This is a genomic window from Sporolituus thermophilus DSM 23256, from assembly GCF_900102435.1.
Taxonomy (GTDB): Bacteria; Bacillota; Negativicutes; order Sporomusales; family Thermosinaceae; genus Thermosinus; species Thermosinus thermophilus.
This window is the reverse complement of sequence record NZ_FNBU01000016.1, coordinates 54,222-66,207: the sequence shown is the minus strand read 5'-3', so window position 1 is coordinate 66,207 and position 11,986 is coordinate 54,222. Positions and strand designations below refer to the sequence as shown.

At 50.1% G+C, this 11,986-nt stretch carries 11 protein-coding genes; 8 read left to right on the top strand and 3 right to left on the bottom strand.

Annotated features, from left to right (window positions below):
- Positions 1–590 (top strand): electron transfer flavoprotein subunit alpha/FixB family protein (locus BLQ99_RS10240; protein ID WP_143005896.1); only part of this gene is annotated, 590 nt, incomplete at its 5' end.
- Positions 591–969: 379 nt separating this feature from the next.
- A complete protein-coding gene (locus BLQ99_RS10235) occupies positions 970–3,060 on the top strand; it encodes a sigma 54-interacting transcriptional regulator (protein WP_093690665.1) in 2,091 nt (696 codons plus the stop codon).
- 200 nt (positions 3,061–3,260) lie between these two features.
- On the opposite strand, the gene BLQ99_RS10230 is transcribed toward BLQ99_RS10235, so the two are convergent.
- The gene (locus tag BLQ99_RS10230; protein ID WP_093690663.1) at positions 3,261–5,645 is read right to left on the bottom strand and encodes a diguanylate cyclase; all 2,385 of its coding nucleotides are present in this window, start codon (positions 5,643–5,645) and stop codon (positions 3,261–3,263) included.
- Positions 5,646–5,737: 92 nt separating this feature from the next.
- Between BLQ99_RS10230 and BLQ99_RS10225 the strand changes: the two genes are divergently transcribed.
- On the top strand, positions 5,738–5,974 hold the full coding sequence (locus BLQ99_RS10225; protein ID WP_093690661.1) for a hypothetical protein: 237 nt from the start codon (positions 5,738–5,740) through the stop codon (positions 5,972–5,974).
- 72 nt (positions 5,975–6,046) lie between these two features.
- Entirely contained in the window at positions 6,047–6,439 is a 393-nt protein-coding gene (locus tag BLQ99_RS10220; protein ID WP_093690659.1) for a DUF1540 domain-containing protein, read from the top strand.
- Between the two features lie 70 nt (positions 6,440–6,509).
- Here BLQ99_RS10220 and BLQ99_RS10215 read toward each other — a convergent pair whose 3' ends face one another.
- Entirely contained in the window at positions 6,510–7,730 is a 1,221-nt protein-coding gene (locus tag BLQ99_RS10215) for an MFS transporter (RefSeq protein ID WP_093690657.1), read from the bottom strand.
- 37 nt (positions 7,731–7,767) lie between these two features.
- Positions 7,768–7,983: a DUF896 domain-containing protein gene (locus tag BLQ99_RS10210; RefSeq protein ID WP_093690655.1), complete on the bottom strand. Its 216-nt coding sequence runs from the start codon at positions 7,981–7,983 to the stop codon at positions 7,768–7,770.
- 110 nt (positions 7,984–8,093) lie between these two features.
- Between BLQ99_RS10210 and BLQ99_RS10205 the strand changes: the two genes are divergently transcribed.
- The 4 genes from BLQ99_RS10205 (at position 8,094) to BLQ99_RS10190 (ending at position 11,965) form a co-directional block, all read left to right on the top strand.
- Complete coding sequence (locus BLQ99_RS10205) at positions 8,094–9,008, top strand: NAD(P)/FAD-dependent oxidoreductase (RefSeq protein WP_093690653.1); 915 nt, start codon at positions 8,094–8,096, stop codon at positions 9,006–9,008.
- Between the two features lie 191 nt (positions 9,009–9,199).
- Positions 9,200–9,382, top strand: a complete 183-nt coding sequence (locus BLQ99_RS10200; RefSeq protein WP_093690651.1) for a twin-arginine translocase TatA/TatE family subunit — start codon at positions 9,200–9,202, stop codon at positions 9,380–9,382.
- A 45-nt stretch (positions 9,383–9,427) separates the two neighbouring features.
- Positions 9,428–10,132 carry a 4Fe-4S dicluster domain-containing protein gene (locus tag BLQ99_RS10195; RefSeq protein WP_093690650.1) on the top strand — a complete coding sequence of 235 codons (705 nt, stop codon included), beginning with the start codon at positions 9,428–9,430 and terminating at the stop codon, positions 10,130–10,132.
- 15 nt (positions 10,133–10,147) lie between these two features.
- Entirely contained in the window at positions 10,148–11,965 is a 1,818-nt protein-coding gene (locus BLQ99_RS10190) for an aldehyde ferredoxin oxidoreductase family protein (protein ID WP_093690648.1), read from the top strand.
- Positions 11,966–11,986: the final 21 nt, after the last annotated feature.

Below are 11,986 nucleotides of genomic sequence, written 5' to 3'. Positions count from 1 at the left end.
GCCCGGCGTTCGGCGGCAATATTATGGCGACCATTTTGTGTCCGGATCACCGCCCGCAAATGGGTACGGTACGGCCGAAAGTATTCAAGCGGCCCGTTCCCGACTACTCGCGGACCGGCGAAATTATCCGTGTTGCCAGCAAGGTGAAACCGGAAGACATTCGCACCAAGCTTATCGATATCATTCAGGTATGCACCGCTTCCTGCAACCTTGAAGAAGCGGAAATAATCGTATCCGGCGGCCGCGGCATGTGTGCTCCGGAAAACTTCAAGTTGGTCGAAGAACTGGCCGAAGTTTTGGGTGGCGCGGTCGGTGCCTCCCGTGCGGCCGTAGACGCCGGTTGGAAGCCTGCGCTGCATCAGGTCGGCCAAACCGGAAAAACGGTAGGTCCCAAAATATACTTTGCCTGCGGTATTTCCGGCGCCATCCAGCATTTAGCCGGCATGTCCTCTTCGGATGTTATAATCGCCATCAACAAAGATCCGGACGCGCCGATCTTCAAAGTGGCCGATTACGGTATTGTCGGGGATGTCCTGGAAGTTCTGCCCATCCTGATTGAGGAGTTCAAAAAAATCAAGCAGGCTTCTTAACGCGGGTATTGGGACTTCTGTGGGGTGCCGACGCGATTTATTGGCTATATCCGTACATTCGCGGCAACTGGATGTGATGTATAGATGATATGTAGACGGCGCATGCACGCTCTAGGGAGTTAATTTTTGGATGGTTCACCTACCCCTGCTGCCGGTTGGCATGCGGGGGTTTGTACTCTCGTTTGAGTGTACCGACAGCTGAGAAGTAAACGGTTTTGTCGCTGATTAAATTGCTGCAACGACATGCAAATAAGCCTATCCATTTTTTAGGATAGGTTTTTTGTTTGTGTGTCCATAAAAATATACAACATAGTAAAGGTTTTTGGATATTTGCGTCTAATTATATATATTATTAAAACTATTTAGAGGGGGGCTCAAGGTGCGTGTTCGGGATTTGATGAGCACCAATGTTGTGACACTGACCCCGGAAATGTCGCTGCAGCAGGCAGCAGTAATATTTCACAACTCACGAATTGACGGCGCGCCCGTGGTGGATGCCAACGGCAAAGTAGTGGGCCTGATGACTAAGTCGCATCTGGTTGCGGCCTTGGCTGCTAATAATTTTGATAATCGGACTGTGGCTGAGGTTATGACAACCGATGTGTTTACTTTGCCGGCTAATGCAACTATTAGTGAACTGCAACAGAAAAACAAGATCTATAAGTATGGGCGGTTTCCCGTTGTTGATGCTGAGAATCGCCCGATCGGTTTAATCACCCGTACTGATTTGGTAAAGTATTTATCGGAACGTTCAACTTTTTTGGCCGAAGAGTTAAAGGCTGTTCTGGATTCGGTGTGCAATGGTGTTATTGTTACCAATGCCGAAGGTGTAGTGACTTTGTTCAATCCTGCTGCCGAGTATATCACCGGACTTAATGCTGAGGACGTCATCGGCCGTTTTGTTGAGGAAGTTATTCCGAATTCAGGTTTACGTCGAGTGTTAGAGACTGGTGTTGCTGAATTCAATCAAAGGCAACATATTGGCAGGTGCCAGATTATTACCAACCGGTCGCCCATTTTTCGCGATCATAAAATAATCGGTTCAGTGGCAATTTTCCAGGATATAACCGAACTCCAGTCTGTTGCTGCAGAACTGGAGGATGTAAAAAATTTGAAAAGTATGCTAGAGGCAGCCATCGAAAGTATTTTTGAAGGCTTCGTCGCCGTAGACAAAAACGGCTACATTACGATGATGAACCAGGCTTATGGCGAATTCCTCGGTGTAGATGCCAAAGAAGTAGTTGGCAAACATGTGACGAAAGTGATTCAAAATACCCGGATGCATATTGTTGCCCAGACTGGTAAAGCGGAAATTGGCGAAGTGCAGCGTATTGGCAGTAATACCGTTGTTGTAACCAGAAAGCCCATTGTTCAGGATGGCGAAATAGTTGGCGCGGTAGGCAAAGTATTGTTCAAAGATGTGAAAGATTTTAAAGTTTTAGCCCGCAAACTCAGCTCACTCCAGTCCGAACTGGAATACTACAAAGAGGAGCTGCGCAAAGTCCATGGTGGAAAATATACTATAGAAAGTATTATTGGCAGCAGTGATAAAATGGACTGGTTGAAAACCATCGCCCTTAAGGCCGCTAAAGGCAATTCTACTGTGCTTATCTTAGGAGAAAGCGGGACCGGCAAGGAATTGTTCGCCCACGCCATCCACAATGCCAGCCCGCGGTGCCATGGCCCTTTTATCAAGATAAACTGCGCCGCTTTGCCGGAAAACTTGCTGGAAGCAGAACTGTTTGGCTATGATGAAGGGGCCTTCACTGGCGCGCGCAAAGGAGGTAAGCCTGGAAAGTTTGAACTGGCCAACGGCGGTACAATTTTCCTTGATGAAATCGGGGATATGAGTTTTACCATGCAGGCCAAACTGTTAAGGGTGTTGCAGGAACATGAAATTGAGCGGGTAGGAGGTACTAAAACCAATAAAATAGACTTCAGGGTTATTGCCGCGACCAACCGCGACCTGGAAGCCATGATTGAGCGTGGAGAGTTCCGCCAGGACTTATACTACCGGTTGAATATTGTTTCTCTCCACATCCCGCCACTACGGGAGCGCAGAGAAGATATTCCCTTCTTGTGCAAAGCCCTGTTACAAAAAATAAACCATCATATGCAACACTGGGTCGAAGGTGTATCGCCGGAAGCTATGGAATTGCTTATGGAATATTCGTGGCCTGGCAATGTGCGAGAACTGGAAAATGTGTTAGAACGGGCGGTAAATTTGATCGACGAGGAGGCATATATTTTGCCTGAACATTTGCCGCCGGTAGTGCGAAAGTCACAAAAAGCAAAGGATATGGACGAAAAAGCCAAAGATTTAGCCGGCATACTCCAAGAGACGGAAAAACAAGCAATTTATAAAGCTTTGGAAGAAGCCGGCGGCAATAAAAGCAAGGCAGCGAAACTGTTGGGTATTCATCGCTCAGGATTTTACCAAAAACTTAACAAATACAATATTAAGTTTTAAAAATCTTAAGTAAAAGATCGTTGACTCTTAGCTGAACGGCATTAAAGAAAATCGAAGACCTCCCGGAACTGCCCGGGAGGCCTTGTTATTTTAAGAAGTGACGATCCACCCTGAAATAGGCCCGGAAGTACCTGGCAGAACCAGACCTTCCGGGTGTCTGACTAAAGCATGGGCGAGCAGTAGCTGTCAGCGCTATTTTGCTATTGGACCAGGGGGGCGTTGAATACCCGGTTGCGTCCTTGCTGTTTTGCCTGGTAAAGAGCCTTGTCGGCCCAAGCAATAAGGTCTTCCATGTCAGGAACGCCGCCAGATGTTATGGCAGGGTCGTAGGTTGCTACACCTAGACTGGCTGTAATCCGGGCGGTAAAGGCGCCGAGGTTATCGGGGAAATGGGTTTCCTCTACGATCTGGCGCAGCTTTTCCGCTATGGCTAACGCCTCGGCATTAGTGCATTCCGGCAGGATAATACTAAACTCTTCTCCGCCATACCGGGCCGGCAGGTCGATGCTTCTTACATTATGGCGAAGGATTTCGCCAATTTGGGCCAACAGTTTATCGCCGGTAAGATGGCCATATGTGTCATTGTAATGCTTGAATTTATCAAGGTCAAACATGATTAAACTCAGAGGGCGCTTCAAAGTGAATGAGCGACGGAGTTCGGCTTTTAAGAACAGGTCGAAATTGCGGCGGTTGGCCAGACCGGTTAACCCATCAGCAAGGGCCATGGCTTTAACCTGATTATACAAGTTTGCTTTTTCGAGGCCCAAAGCGATTTGTTGAGCCATAAGAGCCGCAAAAGGCAGCCGTTCCAGCCGGTCCGGAGCGACAAAACCCCGCCAACCCAGGATGATAACACCTAACAGGCGATGGTCCACCGACAGTGGCAAAATGAGCAGGTGTTTAATGGTATTTTTATCGCATGATTGGGACAGGAGGGGAAAAGCATCAATAGTAGTAGCAGCCGGCTTAAATGTTGAAGTTAACTCGGCCAGTTTTGGATAAGCTGCCAGTTCAACGTCCGTGATGGTGCAGTCGATGCCGACCGTTGCTTTGGCCGATAATATTCGCCCGTTGCTGCCAAGCAGAAAGCCGATACCCATATCGGCGTTAAGCGCGTTGACGGTATGAGTGGTGCATTGGGCCATTATGGTATCTGTGTCAATGGTAGAAGCGGCGGACTGAGCGATTTGGTAGAGAAACTTCTCCTCGTCCAGCCGCAGCTTGGTTTCTTCATAAAGCATGGCGCTGGCAATGGCCGCACCGGCGTATGCACCAAGCGCTTTGAGAAACAGGGCATCCCGTTCGGTAAAAGCCGCTTTGTCACTGCTATAGGCCTCGATTACGCCAATCACTTCCCGGTCATTGACAAGCGGAGCGCAGATCATGGAACGGATATTTGAAAAGATGAGCTGCGGCCGGAAGAGTTCGGGGTGAAGTGTCAAGTCATCGATATATAATGCTGTCTTGCTTTCAAGGACTTGCCCGGCGAGACTGGACTGCAGAGGAATGACTGCCGGCGGTGTGTTGATGCCATAGGTGGCGGCGACTTGCAGAACGGAATGGTCTTTTGTTAGCAGGGCAATACAGCTCTGCCGGGCGCGCATCATGTCGGCCACCATATCGGCAATGGCATCAAGCGTGTCTTTAAGATTAAGCTGAGAAGAGATGATTGTGCCGATCTTGGCCAATGTATCCTCAATCAGGTTGCGTTGCTGCTCCGATTCTTGATATAGCTTGGCGTTATTTGCGGCTAGTTCTTCCATCTCATCCTTAAATTTCATTATCTCTTCATAGGGTTTTTGAATTACGACGACAAAGATTGCCCGCAGCAAGTAATAGTAGCTGAGAACTTTGCAAAGGTGTGACGATACGTTGAGAACAAAGGGAGTTTGGTTGGAAAAAAGATAGCTCAAATCGGCAAGAAAGCTGAAAACCAAGGCCATTTGCAGGAAGTTGCGGGACACATGATTTGGGTGGTAGCGGCGCAGAATAATAAGGGCGGCGGCGTCGGCAACTAAACCCAGAACGCGGCCCAAAACAGCAAGCGGATGGTCATAGCGGTCAATATACAGGCTGGGCGATAAGGTATTATTGAAACTGACGTTGGCCATCAGGGCGGCGACGACGAGCAAGGTAGAGTAGAGGAGTGTCTTATTGGGATAATAGGCGAATGTGCCGTTTGTCGCCGGGAGCGTCATGGTATACAACAGGCCAAAACCCCAGATTAAGCGGGCGACCAGCGAGTACGTGATCCACAGGTGCTCAAGCGTTTCAGCGGTGACCCCGGGCATACCGGGATAGGCAAGTACGTGGCCGATTTCAAAAATGCTCGTACTTAGTGCGACGAGGCTTATAGCGCAAGCTTGCATTCCCACGTTATGGTTAGTTCCGTACCACGTGATAAAAAAGATGATAAACCCTAGAATGATGCTTGAAATTTCCATAATATAATGCATTGTTAGCAGGGCCGTGGTGGATAGCTTGAAGGCGGTTAGGCCGCTAAATAGCCAAAGGCCCAAAAGACCCATAATTATCCAAAAGAAAAACTGATTGGCTCCGTTTGTTTGCTTCGGTAGGGGAAACACATGGGCCACCTCCGCATGTAAAGATCCTCTGTAATATAAAATATGCGGCGACGGTTGCAAAGGTACGCGGGTTACCAAAAATGGAGGTTTTTATGGAAACTGTATGTCCGTTGTGCAATGGGATGGCGGATATTGATCAGCGATGCCCGCGTTGCGGGGGCAAAATGGTAGATGGCGGCGCACTGGAAAACTATCTTGGGCCGTATAGTCCTTATCTAGATGTTGACAGTTTTAATTACGGCCTGCCGAACAAACAATGCGTCCATCTTTTGTTCTGTCCTGCTTGTGGCTACGATAGCCGAACCGCGACATCGCTTGTTACTATTTAGGTAAAAACTGCCCGGATAAAAAAGGGGTTATGCTACAAATAATAAGAAAAAACAAAGGGGTGATCTAGTCTTATGTCAACGTCCAACCCGGTTGTTAAGTGCACCGTTGAGCAATGTACCCATCATATGCCTGGCAATCAGTGCGGGGCAGCCAAGATTAGCGTTTATAACAACGAAACAACCGGCACTTCCCAAACTTCTGCCGACACTTGCTGCAAGTCGTTCCATCACCGCAAAACGATTGGCGATATGGTTGGTGCCCTGCATAACGCTAACTGGGGCGGCGTCATAACCGCCGGCCTGTACGATGGTAAACAGATCACGCCTAATGTAGAGTGTTTTGTGGCCAATTGCAAGTTTTGGGAAACAGGCAACTACTGCCATGCGAATAGTATTACCGTGACTGGGCGCAACGCGGCCAAGACGGCTGATACAGATTGCGAAACGTACGTCCCCAAAAGTTAAAGCGTTGTCAAAGAAAAACCGAAGGGCCTGGCCCTTCGGTTTTTTCCTAAAGAAATATTGAATTGAAAGTTTAACTTTGACTTTCCCAGCGGGGAGTGCTGGTTTTCCGGCCGGTGAAAGTGGCGGCCGGAGTTGAGGGAATAAAATAGGTGAGGATAATGGCCAGCGTGACCGGCGCTATTGTCCAGAGCAGGGCTTGTTTGAGACCGATGACGTCGGCCAGCGCGCCGGTGGCGGCGGCGCCCACGCCACCCAAGCCGAAGGATAGGCCCAGCATCATACCTGACGCCATGGCGGCATTAGACGGGAGCAGGTCCTGGGCCCAGACAATGGAAGAAGGCAGGGTCGCCTGCAGCGCAGCGCCGCTGACAAACAAAGCTGCCCAGGTTAACGGCGAGAGTTCGACGCTGGTTAAAAACAGGTACATAGCCGGCAGACATAAGGCTAGTGAACCAATAATACAACCTTTTCGGCCCAGTTTGTCCCCTATATAGCCGCCGCCTACACTGCCCAGAGCCCCGCCGAGGAGAAAAATCGTGAGCAGCGAGCCGGCAATGGTTGGTGAATGGCCTTGCTGAGCCAGCCACACCGGTAAAAAATTCGGGAGAGCGGCCTGCGGCCATGCGCGCAGACCCATTACAATATTGAGGGCCAGTAGTCGGCCAGAGCGGTACCATGTTGCTCCCGGCGGTGCGGCGCCGGCGGTCGTGGCAGGCATTAGCCGGATGCGGTGCAGACCAGCGAAATAGTAAGCGAGGGTAAGTAAAAGTCCTGGTGCTGCCAGCCAGAGCAGGTTTTCCGGCCCGTATCGCATGAGAAAGAAAATGACGATGGCCGGGGCGGCGGCGACGCCGAAATTACCGCCGCCGATAAAGACCGCCATGGCTAACCCTTTGTTTTGTTCGGAACTCACTTTACCGAGCAAAGCCGAGCCTAGGGGATGAAACAGGGATGACGCCAAGCCGGACAGGGTAATGAAGGCAAAAAGTATCGCCGGGCTGGGCGCCAGTCCTGACAGACAGATAAAGACGGCGCTGACAGGGATCGTCAACAAAATTAGCCAAGTATAGCCGCTCTTGTCGATATAATAGCCACAGATGGGTTGTACGATATTCGAAGCAAAGGAATATACCATAACGAGTAGGCCGCTGAGAGTAAGCGACATACCGAGTTTTTCAATCATAACCGGCAGCAAACCTGGTAAAAAAGTAACATAAAAATCGCTCAAAAAGTGACCGGCCGCTAAAAGCGCCACATAGGAGGCGCTTTGGCGGTGGGGAAGATTTCCCATGACTGCACTCCTTTCGGGCTTAGAGAATATTCTGTTATTAATGGGGGTGATGACAGCCGCAGTGGCAATCGTGAGTGTGGCCGCATTGCTGGGTTTTGAGACGATCTAGTTGCTCTTTAACTTGCGCTTTGATGTGGTCGATATATTGGCGGCGCAATGTGGCTTGCTCCGTCTTTTCCTGTTCGGACAGTCCGCAGCTGCGCTGCTTGCGGGCTAGCTCATTAATCCGGGCGATCATCTCCGGTGTAATCATCGATAGCACCTCTTTTCTGAATGGAAATGGATGTAAAAATACTAACAGATTATTAGTCAGGATGCAAGTTATACAATATTTTATTATCAAAAAGGGTAAGGTGAGGATAAATGTACGATTTAATCATAATTGGCGGCGGTCCGGCCGGGATGACGGCGGCGGTTTACGCCGCGCGGAAAAAAATGAATACCATTGTCGTAACTAAAGAATTTGGTGGCCAGCCGATGTGGACCCGGGAAATCGAAAATTATATGGGTTATCAATTTATTACTGGACCGGAGCTGATGGTCAAATTTGAAGAACAGGTCCGACAATTCCCGGTTAATATTCATTATGAAGAGGTCATTGGCCTTGAAGTCAACCCGGACGGTATTTTTACGGTCCTCGGCCAAGAAAACATATACCAGGGTAAAACGGTCATTATCGCTTCGGGAAAGCGACCACGCCGGCTTGACGTTCCCGGGGAAATCGAATTTACCGGCCGGGGTGTCAGCTATTGCGCAACCTGCGATGGCCCGCTCTTTGCGCAGAAAAGGGTTGCCGTCGTCGGCGGCGGTAATTCGGCGTTGCAGGCGGCAATCGAACTTAGTACCGTCGCTGCCAAAGTATATCTTGTTTCGTGGGGGCCTTATAACGCCGATCCCATTGTTGTCGACAAAATGAAAGTGGCGGCCAACGTCGAAGAGTTGCAGGGTTATATTGCCAAGAATATTGATGGCAGCCAAATGGTCGAAAAGTTTGTCATTGAAAAAATGGATACGAAAGAGAATATTGAACTTAGCGTTGACGGTGTTTTTGTCGAAGTCGGATTGATACCCAATACGGAATTTGCCATGAAAGTGCCTGGCTTGGAATTTAACGAGTTTAACGAGGTCGTGACCGACTGTCGCACCCGTACCGGCGTGCCCGGCCTGTTTGCCGCCGGCGATGTTACCAACGGGCCGGATAAACAAATTGTCATTGCCGCCGGCGACGGCGCTAAGGCGGCCCTGGTAGCCTTTGATTATTTGCTGCATAAAAAGTAGAAATATAACTGGATAAATGTTTTAGAGAAGCCAAAGCGGCTTCTTTTTATATTTTTATATATTTTTTTTGGTATTATTTCCAAATTTTATGAATATATGATAGTACAAATTTATTTGCTGTAAAAACTACAGCCTTCCGACCGCTAGGCGTCTAATACAGTAGTATTTTTCCTTTATTGGGGGGTGTTTTGGTGTTTGGCCTCGGTATGCCGGAACTCATCTTAATTCTCATTATTGCCCTCGTTGTTTTTGGACCGTCGAAATTACCGGAAATGGGTTCGGCTCTTGGCAAAACCATTCGCGAATTTCGCAAAAGTACTCAAGAGCCGGAAGAACAGGATGTGCATCAATCAAGAGCTGAAAAAGCGGGTTAAAAAAGTCCCGAAGGGCGAGAAAGATAGGGGAGGGAGTATGCTGGTATGAGTGAAAACGAAAAAAAGCCTGAAGGCCAAAATGAACAGGATAGCAAGTACATGTTCTTTACCCGCCGGGAATTTGTTATCGGCGCCGTAACCGGGGCAGCGGTCGGTTCGGTAATTACCGGCGTTGCCACCAAGGGCGGCGGAAGCTCGACGCCGGCCAAACCGGATAGTAGCAGGCAAACGGGCGAGAAAAAAATCAAGGTCCCCAGCTATATTGCCGTAAACTATGCCAAATGCACCGGCTGCCGCATCTGTGAAGCGGAGTGTGCGCTCTTTCACTACAAAACACCTGATTTGAGCCGCAGCCGCATCAAGGTCTATTATTTCAACCCGCCGGTTGACGTGCCCTCACTATGCGCCAAGTGCGGCGATGCGCCCTGTATCAAAGCCTGTCCGGAAAAAGTAGGGGCTTTATCCAAGGATAAGACGACCGGCGCCGTCATCCTGGACGAAAAGAAATGCATCGCCTGCTGGGCCTGTATCGAGCCCTGCGCTAAAGACCGGGTCGGCGTCATCCGTAAAAGCAAAGACGAAAAAGTAGTTGTCGGTATTTGCGATCTGTGCGGCGGTGATCCGACCTGCGTGAAGTCCTGCCGGGAAGGCGCGCTGTCCATTGTGCCGGTCTATCAGGACGGCAAGTACTTTGCTGCCAAGCCGGCCGACATCGCCCGCGCCGTAGGCAAAAACCTTTATAAAGCCTAAGGGGGGGAGATCATAATGCCGAACGGATATATGGGAAAGATTTTAGAAATTGATTTAACCAGTAAAAAAATAACTACGATTGATACAGACATGAAGCTGGCGGAAAAATTCGTCGGCGGCCGCGGCATGGGCGCAAAGTATCTCTGGGACCGTATTAAGTCGCCGGGGCTCGACCCGCTCAGTCCGGAAAACCCACTGATGTTCTGGACAGGGCCGCTGACCGGGACGGCTATTCCCGGGCCATCCCGTATCACCGTCTGCACCAAATCGGCCAACACTTCACCGCTGTCTTCGCCGTATCCTCATGCCTCCACGGTAGCCTGGTCGTGTATGGGCGGGCAGTTTGCGCCGGAACTGAAATTCGCCGGTTATGACGGCATCATCATCATCGGTAAAAGTGATAAACCTGTTTATATTGTTATCGACGATGCCAAAGTGGACATTAAAGATGCGGCTCATCTGTGGGGTAAGAGCACCAACCAAACCGATTTGCTGCTGCAAAAAGAACTAGGGCCGCAATTCCGTACCATCTACATCGGTCCTGCCGGCGAAAACCTGGTTAAGTTTGCGGCCATTATCAGTGAGTCATCCCGGGCCGCCGGCCGTTCCGGCGTGGGCTGCGTCATGGGGTCGAAGAAACTCAAAGCCATTGCCGTCCGTGGTACCAATGTTGTTCCGGTTGCCGATCCGGAAGGCATGATCAAGCTGCGCAAGGAAATGTTTGCCGCTCTGGAGAGCTGGAATGCCTATGACCAATGGCGCCGCTGGGGCACCGCATCCATGCTGATTGCCTCCAGCCAGGCGGGTACGCACGTTACCCGCAATTTTCGGGAAGGTACTTATGAACAAGTCGATAAAATCGGCGCTCCCATCTCGGAAAAAGAGTTTTGGGTTAAGCACCGCTCCTGTTACCAATGTCCTTTGCGTTGCATGAAAATCGGCCAGGTAACCAGTGGGCCGTACAAGGGCACCATTGCCGAGGGGCCGGAATATGAAACGGGCACGATGCATGGCTCAAACTGCCTGGTAACCGACCTTGGCGGCATGATGAAATCGATTGAATTGGCCGATGACCTCGGTTTAGACAGCATCACTACCGGCAATATTCTTGGCTTTTTGATGGAGCTTTACGAAAAGGGAATTGTAACCCGGGCCGATTTGGACGGCATTGATATGAAATGGGGTAATATTGAGGCCATGTTGGCAATCCAGCAGAAAATCGCCAAGCGGGAAGGCGTCGGCGACATCCTGGCCGAGGGGGTTAAAAAAGCGGCCGCTAAATTCGGCCAAGACGCCGAAAAGTATGCCATTCAGATTAAGGGCCAGGAGCTGGCGGCCTGGAACATTCCCGCCAACCATGGCTTTGCAATCGTGTACGGCACCTCCAACCGCGGCGCTTGCCACCAGGTCGGGCCGACGGTGGAAGAACAGCATCGCCGCACCATGTGCGATACACTGGTAATTTGCCGGTTCCCCTACTATGGAATCGGCACTGCTCTATACCAGAAAGCCCTCAATGTTATCACCGGCTGGAAATTGGATGACACCGGGTTTTTCAAGGTGGCCGAACGCATTTGGAATCTGGAAAAGGTATTCAACGTCCGGGAAGGTTTCCGCCGCGCCGACGACTATGTGCCCAAACGGTTCACTACCGAAGCTTTCACGGTAGGTCCGAAGAAAGGGGCGATTCTGCCACCGGAAACGCAGGAGAAAATTCTCGACGAGTATTACACCAAGCGCGGGTGGGATGTCAAAACCAGCCTGCCCGGTGAGGCCAAGTTGAAAGAACTGGGCCTGGAAGACCTCGTGCCGGTCGTACAGGGTTTAAAATAAGTACAAAGACATGCCAGTTGG

Excerpts from the sequence above, each read along its gene's own strand:
- BLQ99_RS10225 (WP_093690661.1), top strand. The coding sequence starts at position 5,738 with ATGGAAACTGTATGTCCGTTGTGCAATGGGATGGCGGATATTGATCAG.
- BLQ99_RS10220 (WP_093690659.1), top strand. The coding sequence starts at position 6,047 with ATGTCAACGTCCAACCCGGTTGTTAAGTGCACCGTTGAGCAATGTACC.
- BLQ99_RS10215 (WP_093690657.1), bottom strand. The coding sequence starts at position 7,730 with ATGGGAAATCTTCCCCACCGCCAAAGCGCCTCCTATGTGGCGCTTTTA.
- BLQ99_RS10210 (WP_093690655.1), bottom strand. The coding sequence starts at position 7,983 with ATGATTACACCGGAGATGATCGCCCGGATTAATGAGCTAGCCCGCAAG.
- BLQ99_RS10205 (WP_093690653.1), top strand. The coding sequence starts at position 8,094 with ATGTACGATTTAATCATAATTGGCGGCGGTCCGGCCGGGATGACGGCG.
- BLQ99_RS10195 (WP_093690650.1), top strand. The coding sequence starts at position 9,428 with ATGAGTGAAAACGAAAAAAAGCCTGAAGGCCAAAATGAACAGGATAGC.
- BLQ99_RS10190 (WP_093690648.1), top strand. The coding sequence starts at position 10,148 with ATGCCGAACGGATATATGGGAAAGATTTTAGAAATTGATTTAACCAGT.